Source organism: Vibrio sp. R15-SG3-ISO1A, from assembly GCF_059833955.1.
In genome coordinates this window covers 34,716-56,911 of record NZ_JCBDGH010000051.1, presented here as the reverse complement: position 1 = coordinate 56,911, position 22,196 = coordinate 34,716, and the positions used below count along the sequence as shown (strand labels likewise).

The 22,196-nt window shown below is 43.3% G+C and carries 17 protein-coding genes; 2 read left to right on the top strand and 15 right to left on the bottom strand.

Annotated elements, in window-relative coordinates; genetic code table 11:
* Positions 1–507: 507 nt before the first annotated feature.
* The 8 genes from AC6R0L_RS07545 to AC6R0L_RS07510 all read right to left on the bottom strand — a co-directional run bounded on the left by AC6R0L_RS07545 (position 508) and on the right by AC6R0L_RS07510 (position 12,676).
* On the bottom strand, positions 508–927 hold the full coding sequence (locus AC6R0L_RS07545; protein ID WP_500628771.1) for a hypothetical protein: 420 nt from the start codon (positions 925–927) through the stop codon (positions 508–510).
* Between the two features lie 1,554 nt (positions 928–2,481).
* Positions 2,482–3,510, bottom strand: a complete 1,029-nt coding sequence (locus tag AC6R0L_RS07540; RefSeq protein WP_500628770.1) for a hypothetical protein — start codon at positions 3,508–3,510, stop codon at positions 2,482–2,484.
* Between the two features lie 1,175 nt (positions 3,511–4,685).
* Positions 4,686–5,393: a 2'-5' RNA ligase family protein gene (locus AC6R0L_RS07535; RefSeq protein WP_500628777.1), complete on the bottom strand. Its 708-nt coding sequence runs from the start codon at positions 5,391–5,393 to the stop codon at positions 4,686–4,688.
* 1,175 nt (positions 5,394–6,568) lie between these two features.
* Positions 6,569–7,186 carry a LysE family translocator gene (locus tag AC6R0L_RS07530; protein WP_238764729.1) on the bottom strand — a complete coding sequence of 206 codons (618 nt, stop codon included), beginning with the start codon at positions 7,184–7,186 and terminating at the stop codon, positions 6,569–6,571.
* A gap of 148 nt (positions 7,187–7,334) precedes the next feature.
* Positions 7,335–8,072, bottom strand: coding sequence for a hypothetical protein (locus AC6R0L_RS07525; protein ID WP_500628769.1), 738 nt, complete (start codon positions 8,070–8,072; stop codon positions 7,335–7,337).
* A 210-nt stretch (positions 8,073–8,282) separates the two neighbouring features.
* Positions 8,283–9,212 (bottom strand): hypothetical protein, encoded by a 930-nt coding sequence (locus tag AC6R0L_RS07520; RefSeq protein ID WP_500628768.1) that lies wholly within the window; start codon positions 9,210–9,212, stop codon positions 8,283–8,285.
* A gap of 727 nt (positions 9,213–9,939) precedes the next feature.
* Entirely contained in the window at positions 9,940–10,575 is a 636-nt protein-coding gene (locus tag AC6R0L_RS07515) for a hypothetical protein (protein WP_500628767.1), read from the bottom strand.
* A gap of 1,291 nt (positions 10,576–11,866) precedes the next feature.
* Positions 11,867–12,676 (bottom strand): toll/interleukin-1 receptor domain-containing protein, encoded by an 810-nt coding sequence (locus tag AC6R0L_RS07510; RefSeq protein ID WP_500628766.1) that lies wholly within the window; start codon positions 12,674–12,676, stop codon positions 11,867–11,869.
* A gap of 195 nt (positions 12,677–12,871) precedes the next feature.
* Here AC6R0L_RS07510 and AC6R0L_RS07505 point away from each other — a divergent pair, with 195 nt between their 5' ends.
* Together AC6R0L_RS07505 and AC6R0L_RS07500 are read left to right on the top strand one after the other, a co-directional pair.
* The gene (locus tag AC6R0L_RS07505) at positions 12,872–13,156 is read left to right on the top strand and encodes a type II toxin-antitoxin system TacA family antitoxin (RefSeq protein WP_005398409.1); all 285 of its coding nucleotides are present in this window, start codon (positions 12,872–12,874) and stop codon (positions 13,154–13,156) included.
* Positions 13,153–13,431, top strand: coding sequence for a type II toxin-antitoxin system RelE/ParE family toxin (locus tag AC6R0L_RS07500; protein ID WP_005398411.1), 279 nt, complete (start codon positions 13,153–13,155; stop codon positions 13,429–13,431). Before AC6R0L_RS07505 ends, AC6R0L_RS07500 begins: the two co-directional genes overlap by 4 nt.
* Before the next feature lie 134 nt (positions 13,432–13,565).
* Here AC6R0L_RS07500 and AC6R0L_RS07495 read toward each other — a convergent pair whose 3' ends face one another.
* The 7 genes from AC6R0L_RS07495 to AC6R0L_RS07465 form a co-directional block, all read right to left on the bottom strand.
* Positions 13,566–14,177, bottom strand: a complete 612-nt coding sequence (locus tag AC6R0L_RS07495; protein WP_500628765.1) for a hypothetical protein — start codon at positions 14,175–14,177, stop codon at positions 13,566–13,568.
* A gap of 2,078 nt (positions 14,178–16,255) precedes the next feature.
* Complete coding sequence (locus tag AC6R0L_RS07490) at positions 16,256–16,486, bottom strand: hypothetical protein (RefSeq protein ID WP_500628764.1); 231 nt, start codon at positions 16,484–16,486, stop codon at positions 16,256–16,258.
* Positions 16,487–16,697: 211 nt separating this feature from the next.
* On the bottom strand, positions 16,698–17,171 hold the full coding sequence (locus AC6R0L_RS07485; protein ID WP_500628763.1) for an ASCH domain-containing protein: 474 nt from the start codon (positions 17,169–17,171) through the stop codon (positions 16,698–16,700).
* A 123-nt stretch (positions 17,172–17,294) separates the two neighbouring features.
* Positions 17,295–17,657, bottom strand: a complete 363-nt coding sequence (locus AC6R0L_RS07480) for a PM1101 family membrane protein (RefSeq protein ID WP_140336093.1) — start codon at positions 17,655–17,657, stop codon at positions 17,295–17,297.
* A gap of 2,113 nt (positions 17,658–19,770) precedes the next feature.
* A complete protein-coding gene (locus tag AC6R0L_RS07475; RefSeq protein WP_500628762.1) occupies positions 19,771–20,517 on the bottom strand; it encodes a hypothetical protein in 747 nt (248 codons plus the stop codon).
* Between the two features lie 655 nt (positions 20,518–21,172).
* Entirely contained in the window at positions 21,173–21,574 is a 402-nt protein-coding gene (locus tag AC6R0L_RS07470; RefSeq protein WP_500628761.1) for a hypothetical protein, read from the bottom strand.
* A gap of 107 nt (positions 21,575–21,681) precedes the next feature.
* The gene (locus AC6R0L_RS07465) at positions 21,682–22,110 is read right to left on the bottom strand and encodes a hypothetical protein (protein ID WP_500628760.1); all 429 of its coding nucleotides are present in this window, start codon (positions 22,108–22,110) and stop codon (positions 21,682–21,684) included.
* Positions 22,111–22,196: the final 86 nt, after the last annotated feature.

The following is a 22,196-nucleotide window of genomic DNA, read 5'->3' as shown; positions in this document are numbered from 1 at the left end:
CGTACGAAAAAGTAAACCACCACAGCCAAGCGCACAACACTGAACCCAAAGTTACCCACTATTTACTCAAAGCAATGTGAACCACTACACTCCGACAAAGAAAGAGGGCACAAAACACCAGTTCGAGTTGTTGAAACGGCAATGCTAACGAGCAGATGAACAACACATAAACCTGTCCCTGAAACATCAAAACTCAACGCAACTTTACGCCCGCAATACTGGCAACCAACCTACACAAAACTAAAATGAGGCAAACCAACGAACATTGGGCAGTGCTTTGGTTTGAGTGGTTCAAGAACTGACACCGACAATGCCAAATTGCCGATGACACTGGACGAATGGCCAAAGAAGACAATGAACTAGCCCCAAAAATTCACCCGCCAACTAACGCCTTGCTAAGTTGCAGCTAACGAACACAGCACCCAAGCAAAGCCACGTAATCACTGAACTCAACCAAACCAAAATCGCCGAGCGTTAGCTGTCTGCTTGAGCAATTTGTTAGGCGCATTAGCCGTACACTTTCTTCACTGCTGGTCTACGACCTGCGATATGAAGTCTTATGTAGATTTTAGTGTCATCGGCATTGCTCCATGAAAAGTGATCTTGACCATTGAAGTTCAATGTATGACTTGAATGTGGATCAATTTTTAAGTCATAAGCAAAAGCTTCCGGTGAAGCGATATACTTATCATTTTTAGCAGACCAGTAGCTCTTTCGATAAAAAAGCTCCCAATATGACAGGATGATAGGTCTACTAGAGAGATTCCTAATATGGATGTCATTGCCATGATTGACGTCGCCAGTAAATCCATACCCAATTTCAACTCGGAAACGATCACGCCAAAATTCATAGAGTTTGACTATCGCCAATAAGGTTGACAAACCTGCACCCCACCACGCAATCAAACTACTAACGTCAATGTCCACTAATGCCTCCTTGCGCCTAACGCCGCGTTAAGTGGTGAGCAACGCCACCACCCTACCTAACCCATTGTGACATAAACACTTAACCCAAAGTAAACTGAAAATGCCAAGCGTTGGGAATCCGTCTTAAACGCTTTGTTATAAGCCATTTATCTTACGTTTTCTCTGACCTATAAACCACGACACGCCGTCAAACACCTTATTGAATACCACAATATAACCTACTGAGTTAGTTAGAAGCGTAAGTAGAAATAAGGGTTCATTGGTATTTGCTAAATCTGGACCAATCATCGTGATCACTTTAACTGATAGATAGCAACCAAACCCAACAAACAACCCTCTTAAGAAATTTTCGATTCTCATTAATTTACTCCTTCCTTGTGAGAAAACCTACAGCCCTGCAATGTAAACTCACTGATTTGCTCGTGGCTTATAACGCCTTGCTAAGTGGCGCCTGCGATAAACGCACAAAACCCACTGAACTCCAAGCCAAAACCGCCGAGCGTTTGGCGTCCACTTGAGTAACTGGTTAGTTGGCTAGTGCGTTGCTCTACCAGAAACGCCACCGTACGAAAAAGTAAGCCACCGCAGCCAAGCGCACAACACCGACCCCAAAGTTACCCACGATTTACTCAAAGCAATGTGAGCCAGTACACTCCGACAAAGAAAGCGGACACAAAACACCAGTTCGAGTTGTTGCAACGGCAAAGCTAACGAGCAGATTTTCAACACATAAACCTGCACCTGAAACACCAAAACTCAAAGCAACTTTACGCCCACGAAAATGGCCACCAACCTGCACGAAACCACAATGAGGCAACCCACGAACATTGAAAGCACTTGGTTCGAGTGATTCAAGAACTGATACCGACAACACCAAATTGCCGATAACACCAGACGAATGGCCAGAGATGACGATGAACTAACCTTAAAAAATCACCCGCCAACTAACGCCTTGCTAAGTGGCGCCTGCGATAAACCCACAAAACCCACTGAACTCTAAGCCAAAACCGCCGAGCGTTTGGCGTCCACTTGAGTAACTGGTTAGTTGGCTAGTTCGTTGCTGCGCCAGAAACGCCACCGTACGAAAAAGTAAACCAACGCAACTAAGCGCACAACACCGAAACTAAAGTTACCCACGATTTACTCAAAGGAATGTGAGCCACTACACTCCGACAAAGAAAGCGGACACAAAATACCCGTTGAAGTTATTGAGGCGCAATTCTGACGAGCAGATGAACAGCGCATAAACCTGCACCTGAAACACCAAAACTCAACACAACTTTACGCCCACGATGCTAGCCACCAACCTGCTCAAAACCAAAATGAGGCAAATCCACGAACATTGAAAAGCGCCTGGTTCGAGTGATTCAAGAACTGATACCAACAATGCCAAATTGCCGATAACACCAGACGAATGGCCAGAGATTACGTTGAACTAGCCCCAAAAATTCACCCGCCAACTAACGCCTTGCTAAGGTGTGAGTAACGCAATACAAAAGCTACCGCACGGCGCCTTAATCACCACAAGCCACTGCATAGTAAAAATGCCACGCGTTACGAATCGCTCTTAAGCAATTTGTTAGGCCAATTTAACTCTGATGTAAGCAGTTGGTGTATATGATAAACATCTTTATACTGCTCTTTACCAAAAGACAGACCAGCCTGCTTCTTTAACTTAACATCAGGGTGAACATTATTACGAATTGAACGCAAAAAATTTGCCATCGCATGCCTACTATAGACAAACCTTTCGGTTTCAAATTTAGGCAACCAACCAGCCTCAAAACAGACATCAATTAACGTTTCTAATTTCCAGGTTAACGGATTTTTCGACTTCAGTTTTTTATTGGATAACCCTAACCTTTGTAAAGCGTCCTTAACTGTCGATTTATTATTTATACAAGTAATTATCAACCGCGTTTCAATTGCAGAGCCTAACATGACTGAAGCAGCAAAATATGCTTCGCCTTTTGAAGCATTGATAGCTTCTAGTTCATATATATGTGCTAATGCCAACAACCTTGCATTGTCATCTTTGGTGAATACTGAGCTGTAACCGATAGAGTGTAATTCTTTGAATTTATTTGGATCCTCGCGGTATAGTCTCGCCATTTCTGGAGCATCAAACTCTTCAAATGTTTCCAATAGCTTATTCTCAAGCACAGCATCATACTTAGCCGCAAGCTGTAGATATTCATCAGGGGCATCGGACAGATGCCAAAATTCGTCATCTTTTAGTCCGTATTTTCTTTCGACATTTTTCATTGCATCACCAATTGGTTGAAGCTCTTCGTCATAAAAACCATTAGACCACCTCAACTCGTGCACCTGATTTTCGATGGCGCAACACGTATAGAATGCAAGCTCATGCTCAGAAATATTGCCAGAATCATATCTAGCCTTCGCAACTAAAAGAAACTCCTTGGCCCGTTTTTCAACAGACTTCATATCTCTAATGTCTACTTTTGACCGAAAAGTGTCACTTTCTAGCAGCTTTTCCAACTCAATAGTTTTATGCGCTCTATCTTCAAAATGCTCTATTGCATCTAAAAGTTTACTTTCTTCTTCATTCTTGTTTTCCAAACGCCAATCCTCGCTGTTGGCCTAACGCTTTACTAAGTGGCGCCTGCGATGAACCCGCAAAACCCACTGAACTCCAAGCCAACACCGCCGAGCGTTTAGCGTCCACTTGAGTAACTTGTTAGTTGGCTAGTGCGTTGCTCTACCAGAAACGCCACCGTACGAAAAAGTAAACCACCACAGCCAAGCGCACAACACCGCACCCAAAGTTACCCACGATTTACTCAAAGTAATGTGACCCACTACAACACGGCAAAGAAAGCGGACACAAAATACCCGTTGAAGTTATTGAGGCGGCAATTCTGACGAGCAGATGAACAGCGCATAAACCTGCCCCTGAAACACCAAAACTCCACACAACTTTACGCCCACGAAACTCGCCACCAACCTGCACGAAACCAAAATGAGGTAAACCCGCGAACATTGAAACGTGCTTTGGTTCGAGTAATTCAAGAGCTGATACCGACAATATTAAATTGCCGATAGCATCGAACGAATGGCCGGAGATGACGATGAACTAGCCCCAAAAATTCACCCGCCAACTAACGCCTTGCTAAGTGGCGCCTGCGATGAACCCGCAAAACCCACTGAACTCCAAGCCAAAACCGCCGAGCGTTTGGCGTCCACTTGAGTAACTGGTTAGTTGGCTAGTGCGTTGCTCTATCAGAAACGCCACCGTACGAAAAAGTAAACCACTGAACCCAAGCGCACAACACTGAACCCAAAGTTACCCACGATTTACGCAAAGTAATGTGAGCCACTACACTCCGACAAAGAAAGCGCGCACAAAACACCAGATGGAGTTGTTGAAACGGCAATGCTGACAAACAAATGAAAAGCGCATAAACCCGCCCCTGAAACACCAAAAATCAACGCAACTTTGCGACTACGATTCTCGCCACAAACCTGCACGAAACCGCAATGAGGCAATTCCACGAAGATTGAAACGTGCTTTGGTTGGAGTGATTAAAGAACTGCCACCGACAATGCCAAATTGCCGATAACACCGGACGAATGGCCAAAGAGGATGATGAACTAGCCCCAAAAATTCACCCGCCAACTAACGCTGCGTTAAGTAGTGAGCAACACTACCACTGAACCTGACCTTGCCACCGTAAACACCAAAACTCAACCAAACCAATATTGCCAAGCGTTGCGAATCTGTCTTAAACGCTTTGTTATACGCGTGGTTGGTCTGTCACTGAACCATTAGCCAGAGACTTCGTGACTGCCAAGTTCTGATACCAGTTATTAAACACCAACTCAAAGTCTTTCAGAACGATGCTACCAAAGTCATAGTTTCGATACTGCTGACATAACTCCAAAAGTTGCTGACCATCGTTAATTGGGTTCTTAAAACGAATGAGAGAGCTGTGGGCTGTTACTAATTTATAGCGGCTATCAAAAGTTACCCTTAATCCCGCGCCACTTAGCTGAGTCCTAAGTTTATGCCTGAACTGCTCTAAAGAGTTACTGGTAGGAAAACCTTGAAGCACAATGCAATTGGGTGATGCACTAACGCCACGATAATGTATTTCAATCGGTTGTATTGTGTTCAACACCGAGAGAAATATGTCAGCATACACCTGAATATTGATTTCGTTTAGATCGAAGTCTGGAACACATGAAATTACCGATAAAACAGTAAGATGAAGCTCATCAAGCGGATGATAATATTGATTAGGTTCAATTTCTCGCACCGCTTTCTGAAAATTGGTAATTTCATCAAGGACGACGCTGTTACCCTGCTTTAAATACGCTAAAGCTGTGATACCTCTACGAGTGTCATTGGCAACATCTAATAAATGAGAATCGAGCTCATAATCGTTGTGAGTAGATGCCAACTCAAACCTTTGCCACATTTGATCATAGATACTCTGAATCATCATTTCCTCGAAAGCGTATAACGCCTTGCTAAGTGGCGCCTGCGATGAACTCACAAAACCCACTGAACTCCAAACCAAAACCGCCGAGCGTTTGGCGTCCACTTGAGTAACTTGTTAGTTGGCTAGTTCGTCGCTCTACCAGAAACGCCACCGTACGAAAAAGTAAACCACCACCGGCAAGCGCACAACACCGCAACCAAAGTTACCCACGATTGACTCAAAGTAATGTGAGCCACTACACTCCGACCAAGAAAATGGACAAAAAACACCAGTTGGATTTGTTGAAGCGACAATTCTGACGAGTGGATTCACAACACATAAACCTGCCTCTGAAACACCAAAACTCAACGCAACTTTACACCCGAAAAACTCGCCAGCAACCCGCACGAAACCAAAGTGAGGCAAACCCACGAACATTGAAACGTGCTTTGGTTTGAGTGATTCAAGAATTGCCACCGACAATGCCAAATTGCCGATGACACCGGACGAATGGCCAAAGAAGACGATGAACTAGCCCCAAAAATTCACCCGCCAACTAACGCCTTGCTAAGTGGCGCCTGCGACCAACGCACAAAACCCACTGAACTCCAAACCAAAACCGCCGAGCGTTTGGCGTCCACTTGAGTAACTGGTTAGTTGGCTAGTTCGTTGCTCTGCCAGAAACGCCACCGTACGAAAAAGTAAGCCACCGCAGCCAAGCGCACAACACCGAACCCAAAGTTACCCACGATTTACTCAAAACAATGTGAGCCAGTACACTCCGACAAAGAAAGCGGACACAAAACACCAGTTCGAGTTATTGCAACGGCAAAGCTAACGAGCAGATTTTCAACACATAAACCTGCACCTGAAACACCAAAACTCAAAGCAACTTTACGCCCACGATTCTAGCCACCAACCTGCACGAAACCTCAATGAGGCAACCCACGAACATTAAAAAGCACTTGGTTCGAGTGATTCAAGAACTGATACCGACAATGCCAAATTGCCGATAACACCAGACGAATGGCCAAAGAAGACGATGAACTAGCCCTAAAAAATCACCCGTCAACTAACGCCCTGTTAAGGTGTGAGCAACGCAATACCATAGCCGCCGCATACCACCTTAAACACTAAACACAACGCATAGTGAAAATGCCACGCGTTGCGAATCACTCTTGAACAGTTTGTTAGTTTTATTGCTGGCGACTCAGTAACAAGCTTGCTCCAGACATAGCCAAAAAAGTAGCACAACCTCTATTGAAGCGCTTAGCCATTTTCGGCTTCGTAAACCACTGCCTTAAGTACATTCCAAATATTGCATAAATCGATATTGCACCCATTTCTAAAACTAGGAACGTAACCCCTAGAGCGAAAAACTGTTCATTTACATTCGCTGAAACATCGACGAACTGTGGTAGAAAGGCGGTAAAGATTAAGATCGCCTTTGGATTACCAGCGGCTAGCAAAAATTCTTGTTTAGCTAAACCTAATCGGTTACGAGTGTTTTCTAGTTCAGAAACAGGACTTGCTTCCGAACGCCAAAGATTAAAGGCAATCCACAACAAGTAAGCCGCGCCCACAATTTTAATCGTTAGAAATAGAGTCTCAGAAGCATAGAGCACTACTGCTAAGCCAGAAGCAGCCAAGGCAATCATTACAGCGAATGCAGCAATACGACCAAGCCCAGCAATAAAAGCGGACTTGAAACCGTAACAACGAGCATTGTTCATGGACAATAGATTGTTTGGACCCGGAGTCATATTGAGCGCAAAACACGCAGGTATAAAGAACAATAACTTCCAGATTTCCACAATATTTCCTCCATAAAACTAACGCCGCATTAAGGTGTGAACAACGCGACCACGAAACTTAACCTTACCACCGTAAACACGAAACCCAACGATGGAATGAAAAATGCCAAGCGTTGGGAATCACTCTTAAATGCTTTGTTATAAATACTTATCCTACAAGGTCAATCCATATGCCCTGTTGCTTCTGAGATATCGGAAGATAAATCCCGTAACCATATCGGTAGTCGTCCACTCCTGCTTTAAGCTCGTTAGATTCACTCTCAAAAATAGTAAATTTAAACTCGTCGGAAAGTAGAATTTTCCCTTTACTATCAGAAGCTTGAATGATGCCGCTGTATTCACCAGGCAACCATTGAAAGTTATTTATGAACTGTTCATGAATTTGCTCAACTTGATCAGCGTTAGCTTCATGCAGCTCACCATTAGGTAATGGACCCAACTTTAACTTCTCACTTATTGTATCTCTGACTTTCGACGAAATTGCTCTAAATTTTTGTTGCTGAGTACGATTCCACTTTTCATGGCAGTTGATCGTATGAGCCCAGCTTTCTCCTGTTCCCAATTCAAATGGAGTAAACATCGTAGTTTGCTGTGCGTTAAGATCAGAATAATATCCAGTTGCCACCAGTTCTGGCAGATCCTTACCATCCCTTCTTAGCTGAATCCGTAATGAGTTTACGGTTAAAGCTCTTCCTCCTACATTCTTCAAACTGACAAAAACATTGACGTTTGGAGTGCCAATTGAGTGATGAATAAAAATTGAAGTATGTTTCTTTAGCTCGACTTTACCTTTTTTCAGAAGGGACTTTAAAGGGGGTAGTTGCGATAACACCAATGCTAAAAAAGCCACAACAGCAGACCAAAATTGCCAATCTAAATACCACATAATTTCCTAACTTTTCTTTTATTTTTTAGTAGATAACGAGTATACCATGAGTCTTAAAATCTAAACCATATTCACGTAGGTTGGTTGTATTTATAACGCCCAATTAAGGTGTGAAGCACGTAACCACGTAACTCAATTTGAACACCGTAAACACTGAACTTAATTCAAACCAAAAATGCCAAGCGTGCTGAATCACTCTTAAATTGTTTGTTATGCGCCTGTACCGCCGAACATATCAATGATTTCTAACTGTTGCTTTTCTTTTGCTCGTTTTTCAAGATATTCTTGCCTTTCTTTTTCAAGCCTTTCTTTCTCAATCTCAGCGTATTCCTTGATGCTAGCTTTATCTAGATTTAGTAAATATTTTTCAAATGCCTCGATTGTCTCCACAGAGGATATAACATCTTCCGTCGTCGGTTCGATGCGGCCATGTGCAGCCATATTTCTTAATCGACGAGCTTCGTTAAAACGTTCACTAAGTGAGTTTGGTACGACGACACCAAATTTTTCCCAACGCCCATTGACTAAGTCTATTGTTGAAGGACGACGACGGAGGAAATTTAAGCTTGTTTTATCTGCAAATTCTTCGATTTCTTTTTCAATGTAAGTCCAAGCCGAGAGCAATGCACCCAATGGGTGTATTTTTGCTAAATCTTTAAGTTTATCTAACTCTTGATCATTAGTTGGGTCATTTAGCTTATATTCAAGCAAGTCTGATTCGTCAGCGAATTGATTGATAACTTCATCGTATTCCTGATCGTAATGAGTTTTAAGCACCTCTCGAAAAAAGTTCTCCGCGATATTCATATAGAAAATGCTAGTCAATTCGTTTGGTGAACCGAAGCGATGCTGTAGAGCATTTCTTTCATCTATCAAGAGCTCTATTTTGTTCAGCAGAGGTAAGCTTATCGATTTATCTTGCAAGACCTTAAGGCAACCTTGGATAGTAATTGTTTCTTTGGGGCCTTTGTATATTGATTCACCAGCGTCAAGCACTAAGTCTTTTAAGACTAGTTCTACAGCATTTGCTAAATGTAAAATTAGCAATTTTCGATCTAATTCTTTCTTACCATTGTAGTGGGTTATAGAGTGACCAAGTAACTCCATAGCGCTCTGAAATAAAGGTGATTCTATCGCCAAATCTTATTCCTCATAAATTACCATCCATCCTCTTGGGGCGCATAACGCTTTACTAAGTGGCGCCTGCGATGAACCTGCAAAACCCACTGAACTCCAAGCCAAAACCGCCGAGCGTTTGGCGTCCACTTGAGTAACTTGTTAGTTGGCTAGTTCGTTGCTCCGCCAGAAACGCCACCGTACGAAAAAGTAAACCACCGAACCCAAGCACACAACACCGAAACCAAAGTTACCCACGATTTACTCAAAGCAATGTGAGCCACTACACCCCAGCAAAGAAAGCGGACACAAAACACCAGTTGGAATTATTGAAACGGCAATGCTGACGAGCAAATGAAAAGCGCATAAACCCGCACCTGAAACACCAAAAATCAACACGACTTTACGCCCACGAAACTGGCCACCAACCTGCACGAAATCAAAATGAGGCAAATCCACGAACATTGAAAAGCACTTGGTTCGAGTAATTCAAGAACTGATACCGACAATGCCAAATTGCCGATAACACCAGACGAATGGCCAGAGATGACGCTGAAACAGCCCTAAAAAACCCCCCGCCAACTAACGCCCGCTTAACTGGCAGACAACGCCGCCACCAAAGCAAAACTAATACACCATAATCACCGAAGCTAACTGTAGCAGCAAAACCGCCAAGCGTTGACTGTCCGGTTGAAGCGTTTGTTAGGTGGTATACAACAGATGTGCTTGAGGGTAGTAAAAGATATAGGCTTTACTTTTCTTGCAAAAGTTTAGCTCTTCTATTTTGAACTTCCAATGCGTTTTTGTAGATTGGAATAAGGTCTGCTCTAGGAACAAGATAATAGTAAGTAGTAAACGTATCTTCACGTTTATGTGATTTCCAACTATTGCGAGTAAAACTAACTCTGGTCATTCCATCTCTTTGGGTCGGATATATGTATATCGGGTATTCAGAATCGCCCAACTTAACTACCGGTTGGTGAATAAAATTGAACTGCTTTCCTAATTTTTTCTCAGTATATATATCTGATGCCACTCCGACCTGATACTTCTCTAAAAACTCGGGAACACGAGTATGTAAATAATATCTAGTATCTCGTAGGGTGCATGCATTGTGCATCGGATGCTCTAATGATGCTCTCATCCTCATATATACAGGTTCATCTAGTGCTGATTTAGCAAAACAACAAACATCCATCCACACTTCAACATGAGTATCAAAATCTGAACCAAAGCCAGTATATATCTCCTCTCTTATTTCGTCATCGTACTTATTTCGTTTATCCTGCGACCAAGATAACCATTCCTTTTGGCTAGGAATCGGCTCCCCCAAGTAGCCTCTTGGCTCTCTAGTGGGCTTATGTAAATGGTCAATAGATGACGTCATATTGGTTATTCATATCTCTTGTTTATTTAGACAAAATTATACCCGTTACCTTTGACAGTTAAAACTAAAAATGTTCGCGCCAACTAACGCCTTGCTAAGTGGCGCCTGCGACCAACGCACAAAACCCACTGAACTCCAAACCAAAACCGCCGAGCGTTTGGCGTCCACTTGAGTAACTGGTTAGTTGGCTAGTTCGTTGCTCTGCCAGAAACGCCACCGTACGAAAAAGTAAACCACCGCAGCCAAGCGCACAACACCGAACCCAAAGTTACCCACGATTTACTCAAAACAATGTGAGCCAGTACACTCCGACAAAGAAAGCGGACACAAAACACCAGTTCGAGTTATTGCAACGGCAAAGCTAACGAGCAGATTTTCAACACATAAACCTGCACCTGAAACACCAAAACTCAAAGCAACTTTACGCCCACGAAAATGGCCACCAACGTGCACGAAACGAAAATGAGGCAACTTTACGCCCACGAAAATGGCCACCAACGTGCACGAAACGAAAATGAGGCAAATCCACGAACATTGAAAAGCACTTGGTTCGATTGATTCAAGAACTGATACCGACAATGCCAAATTGCCGATAACACCGGACTAATGGCCAAAGAAGACGATGAACTAGCCCTAAAAAATCACCCGCCAACTAACGCCTTGCTAAGTGGCGCCTGCGATGAACACACAAAACCCACTGCACTCCAAGCCAAAACCGCCGAGCGTTTGGCGTCCACTTGAGTAACTGGTTAGTTGGCTAGTTCGTTGCTCTGCCAGAAACGCCACCGTACGAAAAAGTAAACCACCACAGCCAAGCGCACAACACTGAACCCAAAGTTACCCACGATTTACTCAAAGGAATGTGAGCCACTGCATTTCAGCAGAGAAAGCAGACAAAACACACCGCCAAAACCTTTTACGACAGACAACGCCAATAAGCGGATTGAAAGCCAACAACGTTGCATCTGAAACACCAAAACTCAACGCAACTTTACGCCAACGAGACTCACCACCAACCTGCACAAAGCTACAATGAGGCAAGCCCACGAACATTGAAACGCACCTTGGCTTGAGTGGTTCAAGAATTGATGCAGACAATGCTAAATTGCCGAAAATCCCGAACGAATTGCCAGAGATGACGCTGAACTAGCCCTAAAAAATCACCCGCCAACTAACGCCGCGTTAAGTAGTGAGCAACGCAGACCACCAAACCTAAACCTTTGTGCTGTAAACACTAAATTCAAAGCAAACCGAAAATGCCAAGCGTTGGGAATCTGTATTAAACGCTTTGTTAGGCATTTTTCACAGCGTCAGCCACTTTCTCAGCTATTTCTCTAATCGTGAACATAGTTGAGTTCAACGCTACCTTATCGACTAAAGAAGGGCTTAGTTTCATAATCTCGTCTTTGGTAATGTTGTGCCAGATAGGTAATATGACCTTATCTCCTTCCATTTCTCTTACTACTAACCCATTCAGTTCGTACTGAGTCCAATTTTTTTCAAAAAATGCTTTAGACAGGATAATTAGACCATACTTTGATTCAGAAAGACCTTGGTCAATTGAACCGCGCAAGCTGTCTCCAATGCGCAGTGTATATTCGTCGTACCACACTGACACACCCAACTTTATTAACTCGTCAGCTAGTGGTTTAACAAAATCGGCTTTATCTTCCGAAGCGTGGGAAATGAATAACTCAGTCCCTGATTGTGGTTCTTCTTTATCAGATTGAAACTCAATTGCTATGTTTTTTAACTGGGACAAAATGTTCTCCTGATTATCCATCTCTTCATTAATCGCTCGATTTAAAGCCAATCGTTCTTTTTTCCTAGCTTGACCACCAAACTTGGTTCTTTGCCTCTCATTAACCTTACGAGACTTTTGATCCTTTTTTACCTTTACTTGTTTTCGAGCCTTTATCACTTGTTTCTCTTTAGCACGAAGTTGCTGTCTAAGCTTATTGATATTATCTAGTGACGGGTCTGCAGACTTCAGTTTCTGAACAATCCAGTTGAACTCGATTTCCTTTTTCAACAAATTTTTTTCGCACTTTTCGATTTCGGCATCTAATGTGCCAACACCTTTAAACTTTGGATGTTTCATGCAAACCTCCTGATGCCTAACGCCCAATTAAGGTGTGAGGCACGCAATACGACGCTCCCGCATACCACCTTAATCACTAAAACCAACGCATAGCAAAAATGCCACGCGTGCCGAATCACTCTTAAATTGTTTGTTAGTTGCCCATCTCAAAGCCTAGTGCTAACATTTGTACACACACCAACAAAGGAATATATCATGGACACTAGAATTCAATTTCGTGTTGATGAAGAAACAAAACGCCTAGCTCAACAAATGGCTGAGAGCCAAGGTCGAACTTTAAGTGATGCTTGCCGTGAACTTACTGAGCAACTCGCTGAACAACAAAGAAAAACATTATCTCACGATGCATGGCTAACTGAACAAGTAAACCTAGCATTTGAGAAGTTTGACTCAGGAAAATCTGTTTTCGTTGAGCACCAAACTGCTAAGTCTCGAATGGAAGAGCGCAAAGCCAGAATCCGTAATCGAGGTAAGCAATGATTTTATGGGAAGAAGAGTCACTTAATGATCGTGAAAAGATCTTCGAGTTTCTCTATGACTTCAACCCTGATGCGGCAGAAAAAACTGACAACCTCATTGAAGCAAAAGTAGAAAACTTGCTTGAACAACCTTTAATGGGTGTACAACGAGATGGCATCCGCGGACGATTGCTCATTATTCCTGAGATTTCGATGATTGTATCTTACTGGGTTGAGGGCGATATCATCCGTGTTATGCGTGTACTCCACCAGAAACAAAAATTCCCTACGGATTGATTGCTTCCTCTGGGGAACTAACGCCCGCTTAAGTGGTGAGCAACGCAATGCGATGTTTCCGCATACCACCTAAATCACTAAAATCAACGCATGGTAGAAATGCCACGCGTTGCGAATCCGTCTTAAAGCGTTTGTTAGGCATTAGCCACCGTGTCTAGGTAAACTGTTTGACTATAGGAAACCATTTCTCCAGGCAAGTCATACTGCTCTTTGATTTTAGTTTGGTTGTCAGTTGCAACGACTAGTGTCGCGCTCACAATATAAATACCATCTTCTTGTATTGGAAATAAGAATTCTTCATTCGCTACTTCCTTTGGTGAAAGGTGTGTGGCCGTTGCAATAAGCCCGTTTAGGCGTGCTATCGCACCCTTAATATTTTGATGACCTATAGCTTTACCATCATCGATTGAGTTAACTTTAGTTGCGTATATTTTTGACTGCTTCCACGAAATTACTTCGTCAATTGAACCTGTATTCTCTATGTAGAGTTTACCTTTTATAAATCGTTCCTTCCCAGTACCAAAAGTTTCAGCTGCTAGCTTTAACTTTAGAATCGGTGTCCCTTTGAGGTCTAGCTTAGTTTTCTCTATTTCATATTGCAGCTTATCCAGCTCAATTTTTGCTTTCTGAACCGATTTCAATTTGGAAAAGGTATATACTGCCCAACCACTCGCAATTATAGCTCCGACTGCTACGAAGATAGCTTGGAAAGCCTGAGCTAGGTTACGAAATTCTTCTATAGTCATAAATTGTCCAATATATTTTGATGCCTAACGCCTTGCTAAGTGGCGCCTGCGATAAACCCACAAAACCCACTGAACTCTAAGCCAAAACCGCCGAGCGTTTGGCGTCCACTTGAGTAACTGGTTAGTTGGCTAGTTCGTTGCTGCGCCAGAAACGCCACCGTACGAAAAAGTAAACCAACGCAACTAAGCGCACAACACCGAAACTAAAGTTACCCACGACTTACTCAAAGCAATGTGAGCCACTGCACTCCGACAAAGAAAGCGGACACAAAACACCAGTTGGAATTATTGAAACGGCAATGCTGACGAGCAAATGAAAAGCGCATAAACCCGCACCTGAAACACCAAAAATCAACACGACTTTACGCCCACGAAACTGGCCACCAACCTGCACGAAACCAAAATGAGACAAATCCACGAACATTGAAAAGCACTTGGTTCGAGTGATTCAAGAACTGATACCGACAATGCCAAATTGCCGATAACACCAGACGAATGGCCAGAGATGACGCTGAAATAGCCCTAAAAAATCCCCCGCCAACTAACGCCGCGTTAAGTAGTGAGCAACGCGACCACATAACCTAACCCATTGTGCCGTAAACACTAAAGCCGATACAAACCCGAAATGCCAAGCGTTGCGAATCTGCCTTAAACGCTTTGTTATAAGCCATTTATCTTACGTTTTCTCTGACCTATAAACCACGACACGCCGTCAAACACCTTATTGAATACCACAACATAACCTACTGAGTTAGTTAGAAGCGTAAGTAGAAATAAGGGTTCATTGGTATTTGCTAGATCTGGACCAATCATCGTGATCACTTTAACTGATAGATAGCAACCAAACCCAACAAACAACCCTCTTAAGAAATTTTCGATTCTCATTAATTTACTCCTTCCTTGTGAGAAAACCTACAGCCCTGCAATGTAAACTCACTGATTTGCTCGTGGCTTATAACGCCTTGCTAAGTGGCGCCTGCGATAAACGCACAAAACCCACTGAACTCCAAGCCAAAACCGCCGAGCGTTTGGCGTCCACTTGAGTAACTTGTTAGTTGGCTAGTTCGTTGCTCCGCCAGAAACGCCACCGTACGAAAAAGTAAACCACCGAACCCAAGCCCACAACACCGAAACCAAAGTTACCCACGATTTACTCAAAGGAATGTGAGCCACTACGCTCCGACAAAGAAAGCGGACACAAAATACCCGTTGAAGTTATTGAGGCGGCAATTCTGACGAGCAGATGAACAACACATAAACCATCTCCTGAAACACCAAAACTCAACGCAACTTTACGCCCACGAAACTGGCAACCAACCTGCACGAAACCTCAATGAGGCAACCCACGAACATTAAAAAGCACTTGGTTCGAGTGATTCAAGAACTGATACCGACAATGCCAAATTGCCGATAACACCAGACGAATGGCCAAAGAAGACGCTGAACTAGCCCTAAAAAATCACCCGCCAACTAACGCGCGCATTAAGGTGTGAGAGCCGTGAGTACTGTACTATCTGCAGACCACGTTTAACCTACCTAGCAAAAGTAAACTGTGGACACACGCAGGCTCGAATCACTCTTGAATGCATTGTTATGTCACGACCAATTTCATTCAAATTTAAGTGAAATATTCTTTTAATACAATAAGGTAGGAGTAAAAAGACAAAAAATCGAAGCCGAAGTATTTGTTATCGCACTACCTTGAGTAGCGCTTGCGCGATCTCTTTAATCGCGCGCCGTATTAAGGATCGCGAAAGCGCCTCAAGGTTAGCATGGAAATAACCAATATTCGCCCTTTTTGCCGTTTTTCTGCCATCCCATTAGATTACAATCAAACTTGAGTATCATCACAGTACATACAACCTGTGAGGACCGTCGTGTCATAACGCCTTGCTAAGTGGCGCCAGCGATGAACACACAAAACCCACTGCACTCCAAGCCAAAACCGCCGAGCGTTTGGCGTCCACTTGAGTAACTTGTTAGTTGGCTAGTGCGTTGCTCTGCCAGAAACGCCACCGTACGAAAAAGTAAACCACCACAGCCAAGCGCACAACAATGAACCCAAAGTTACCCACGATTTACTCAAAGGAATGTGAGCCACTGCATTTCAGCAGAGAAAGCAGACAAAACACACCGCCTAAACCTTTTACGACGACAACGCCAATGAGCAGATTGAAAGCCAATAACGGTGCATCTGAAACACCAAAATTCAAAGCAACTTTACGCCCACGAAACTCGCCACCAACCTGCACGAAACCAAAATGAGGCAACCCACGAACATTGAAAAGCGCTTGGTTTGAGTTATTCAAGAACTGACACCGACAATACCAAATTGCCGATGACACCAGACGAATGGCCAGAGATTACGTTGAACTAGCCTTTAAAAATTCACCCGCCAACTAACGCCGCGTTAAGTAGTGAGCAACGCTAACCACCGAACCAAAAACATTGCACCGTAAACACAATACCCAACCTTGTACTGAAAATGCCAAGCGTTGGGAATCTGTCTTAAACGCTTTGTTATATTTTTTGTGGGTATACCCGTTTGAACCGTTCCAAAACTAACAACATATCTTCTGATGGACTAATATTGAGCTCGGCACACTCCTTTGAAAAGAAGTTCCAATGAGCTTTTTTCCACCAACTGAGTGTTTTGTCGCCCTCACCCTCTGATGCTGCAAATTCTTCAGTAACTTCGTTGTATTTGCACTTACTAACCGATGTCACTTCCACAATACAAACAGGATCACCGTTCCAATTTGTTACGACCATTAGATGCCCTACTTCTGGCATCGTTTCACCTTGCTCGCTATACCAGATATCAAGACTACACGTAGCGGTCTTTTCACCTTTCAATATCAGTTCTGCACAAACATTTGCATTGTATTCGTCAGCACAAAAGTAATCTGCGCTGAATGAGGTGTATTTTGATGCCACTTCGTCAGGTAAGGAACTAAGGTATTGTTCTAAATATGATTTACTTCTTTCATCCATGATTCTAGCTCTGAACTCGATTAAAAATATAACGCCGCATTAAGGTGTGAGCGACGTTTGGCTATACTTGAGCGAAGCGAAACTGCCAAGCGTTGCGAATCACTCTTAAATGCTTTGTTATACCTACTTACGCTTTCTCTTAAGTTTGAAGACTCCTGCAATTTCTACTTCTTCCCAGTCTGTGAAAATTCCAATAACAACTATCCCACCAATCGCTGCCACTAGACTAATTACTCCAGTAGAAGCTGCCGCACCAGAAGCCCCCATAAAACCAACCATTGTTGCAGGTACACTTGCCCCACCTGTAAAAGGAATGAAGGGTATTGCTGCGACAATGGCAGCAATTGCGTATGGCCCTGCTTTCCTTATTAATGCAACTGATTTTAACTTTTTCTCTAGTGAGTGATTTTCAATAACAATTTCATCTACATCACTTTTTAATGCTTTCTTGAGTTCTTTTTTATCTCTAACAATTACAGACTTCATATATTTCCTTTTATTGAATTATCCAGTAGGTATAACGCCCGATTAAGTAGCCCGAAACGCACAACGATAGCTTCTGCATGACACCTTAAACGCTGAACTGACTGCAAACCAAAAATGGCAAGCGTTGAGGGTCTGCTTAAATTGTTTGTTATGTAATGACGCACTCGGACTTTATTCTTGCCTTCAGACTACTAAAAACGTCCTTGCACTCAAGGCTCTTATTATGGATTTGAGTGCTAAGGCCAAATTCGAAGTGGAGGAGTTACAACGATTTCAGGACAGTGAGTTTCAGCGAGTGACTTTGCTTTTGAACCTAGAGAAACAAGCCGAAATGACCTTTCCAAGCGAGAAACACTATCGTTGACCTAGAATCTTTGCGAAGAAGCCAACTCAAAACGCTGAACCAATAACTAAAAACTAGTTAAGTAGTTTGGCTTTTCGGAGGACTAAATATTATAGAAAATCAGCCTGTTACATAACGCCTTGCTAAGTGGCGCCTGCGATGAACCTGCAAAACCCACTGAACTCCAAGCCAAAACCGCCGAGCGTTTGGCGTCCACTTGAGTAAATGGTTAGTCGGCTAGTTCGTTGCTCGGCCAGAAACGCCACCGTGCGAAAAAGTAAACCACCAAAGGCAAGCGCACAACACCGCACCCAAAGTTACCCACGATTTACTCAAAGTAATGTGAGCCACTGCAACCCGAAAAAGAAAGCGGACAAAAAACACCAGTTCGAGCTGTTGAAGCGGCAATGCTGACGAACAAATGAAAAGCGCATAAACCTGCCCCTGAAACACCAAAACTCAACGCGACTTTACGCCCACGAAACTGGCAACCAACCTGCACGAAACCAAAATGAGGCAAATCCACGAACATTGAAAGCGCTTGGCTTGTGTGATTCAAGAACTGATACCGACAATGCCAAATGACCGATAACACCGAACGAATTGCCTGAGACAACGATGAACTAGCCCCAAAAATTCACCCGCCAACTAACGCTTTGCTAAGTGGCGCCTGCGATGAACGCGCAAAACCCACTGAACTCCAAACCAAAACCGCCGAGAATTTGGCGTCCACTTGAGTAACTGGTTAGTTGGCTAGTGCGTTGCTCTGCCAGAAATGCCACCGTACGAAAAAGTAAACCACCACAGCCAAACGCACAACACTGAACCCAAAGTTACCCACGATTTACTCAAAGCAATGTGAACCACTACACTCAGACAAAGAAAGCGGGCACAAAACACCAGTTCGAGTTGTTGAAACGGCAAAGTTAACGAGCAGACTTTCAACACATAAACCTGCACCTGAAACACCAAAACTCAACACAACTTTACGCCCACGATTCTAGCCACCAACCTGCACGAAACCAAAATGAGGCAAACCCACGAACATTGAAAAGCGCTTGGCATGAGTGATTCAAGAACTGACACCGACAATGCGAAATTGCCGATGACACTGGACGAATGGCCAAAGAAGACAATGAACTAGCCCCAAAAATTCACCCGCCAACTAACGCCTTGCTAAGTGGCGCTTGCGAAGAACCCGCAAAACCCACTTGACTCCAAGCCAAAACCGCCGAGCGTTTGGCGTCCACTTGAGTAACTAGTTAGTTGGCTAGTTCGTTGCTCTGCCAGAAACGCCACCGTACGAAAAAGTAAACCACCGAACCCAAGCCCACAACACCGCAACCAAAGTAACCCATGATTTACTCAAAGGAATGTGAGCCACTACACTCCAAAAAAGAAAGCGGACACAAAATACCCGTTGAAGTTATTGAGGCGGCAATTCTGACGAGCAGATGAACAGCGCATAAACCAGCCCCTGAAACACCAAAACTCCACGCAACTTTACGCCCACGAAACCCGCCACCAACCTGCACGAAACCACAATGAGGCAACCCACGAACATTAAAAAGCACTTGGTTCGAGTGATTCAAGAACTGATACCGACAATGCCAAATTGCCGATAACACCAGACGAATGGCCAGAGATGACGCTGAACTAGCCTTAAAAAATCACCCGCCAACTAACGCCTTGCTAAGGTGCGGCTAAACCACTGAACCGAAGCAAAGCCACCGTAATCACTAAACTAAACCGAACCAAAAATGCCAAAGGTTAGCCGTCACTCTTAAGCAATTTGTTAGGTTTATTTGCTGTCGTGTACCGTTCAAAAATTGATTTTTCTTCCACTACCGAAAACTCTATTGAGTCTACAGTTCTTTTAGCCATAGCAATAACCACATGACTTTCGTTATCCCAAAGAAATAAATAATCCCCAGCCCAGCCTACATATTGATACCCGACCTCAAAACCGTTTATTTTGAGATGCTGATCATCGGTTTTGGCAGCTCTAGCATCAATTGCTCCCCAACCAAATGCGTAGGCCGCAACTGCAACCAATACATTAACAACAATAACCCGAACACTTTTATAAGGAATATGGTTTTCTAGCTCTTTTGCATCACCAACTAAAACCGGAACAATTAACATTGTTAATGCAGCTACTTTGAACCACCTATAATTTCCAGACTCAAACACAATTTGATAAATTATTGCTAGAAACAAGGCCCAAAATGCAACCCTAAACGCTAGCCTAACATATTTAGCCACTGGTAAGTGCTGTCCTCCACCTGCAGGTAAATGCTTTGCTATTGGCATCCCTAACACGTTACCAATAGCAAAGCCTACGGTAACCAGAAGAGCCGAGTACAACAGTGGTGTCATTGCACTCTTAAGAACATCCGATAGAGCAATATACTCTAAAATATTAACATCGAATGAGCTCCAGAACCCGAATAAGTACAAGATAGATATAAACAAGCTATATGGTGTTAACCACGCTAAGAGTTGTTGTAATTTCATGCAATATTTCGACCTATAAACCTAACGCCTTGCTAAGTGGCGCCTGTGATGAACTCGCAAAATCCACTGAGCTCCAAACCAAAACCGCCGAGCGTTTGGCGTCCACTTGAGTAACTTGTTAGTTGGCTAGTGCGTTGCTCTACCAGAAACGCCACCGTACGAAAAAGTAAACCACTACCCGCAAGCGTACAACACCACACTCGAAGTTACCCACGATTTACTCAAAGCAATGTGAGCCACTACACTCCGGCAAAGAAAGCGCACACAAAACACCAGTTCAAGTTGTTGAAACGGCAATGCTGACGAGCAAATGAAAAGCACATAAACCTGCCCCTGAAACACCAAAACTCAACGCAACGTTACGCCTACGATTCTCGCCACAAACCTGTACGAAACCGCAATGAGGCAAATCCACGAACATTGAAACGTGCTTTGGTTTGAGTAATTCAAGAACTGACACCGACAATGCCAAATTGCCGATGGCACCGGACGAATGGCCAAAGAAGACGATGAACTAGCCTCAAAAAATTACCCGCCAACTAACGCCCAATTAAGTTGTGAGCAACGCTGCCACCGCACTCAAACACTTCACCGCAATCACCAAACCAATTGAAACCGAGAGCGCCGAGCGTTGCGAATCAGCTTGAATTGTTTGTTATGTGCGTTTCCTAACTTGTAGCTTCATTACGCCAGTACTTAGCAATAGTGCGCCACCAAAAACTACGCCATAGGCAATATTGATGCACATGATCATACCTATAAAGCCAAAAAATGTACTAAGTAAGCCTACCATCAAGAATATAGGTAAATACTTATCACTTTGTTCAGTGTCACTGCTGTATTTTGCGTCTCTACAACTAATTAGCCCGCTAATGTAGAAGGGAATAGCGAACAAATGAAGCGAACTAGAAACTGCTTTGATTGTTTCGTTATTTACCGAAGATACAGATTCGATGAACAAAAACGATGCAAAAGAAACACCTAGAAGAGCAGATAGAACCCACTCAATTGTCCCATGAAATCTCTCGATATACCCTTTATTGCTATCAACATCCATTTTTATATCTCCTAGCACATAACGCCTTGCTAAGGTGCGGCTAAACCACAAAACCTAAGCAAAGCCACCGTAATCACTAAACCCAACCGAACCAAAAATGCCGATGGTTAGCCGTCACTCTTAAGCAATTTGTTATGCAAATCTTGCGAGGGAGGCACTACTATTACTGACTGTTTTTCATCCACTAAAATCCAGTGTAGATTTAACCTCTCTCTTACATGAGGAGCGACAAGTAGAATTTGGTCTCTGAACTTTTGAATGTCAGGTACTGCAATTGCGTAATTTGCTCCCTGAACTTTCATTCTTTGCACCACCTGTCCTATACAGGTACGGAAGTCCAAACCAACTTGGGATGTTAACCCCTTAGCTTCGATATACCACGTTTCTTCAGTTATAGGATGCCTACAAACTAAATCTGTATACTTATCATCTATAATCTCGTGACCAGTAGACAAAAAGTGACGATCGATAGCTTCTTGAACATAGGACTCATTTGGGAAAACATGCTCTCGCTTATAACCTTTCTTGGTTGCCAAATTTGACCTCATTTGCATAACGCCCGCTTAATGGGCAGACAACGCTACCATTTTACTAAACCAGAGCACCGTAAACACAAGACTTT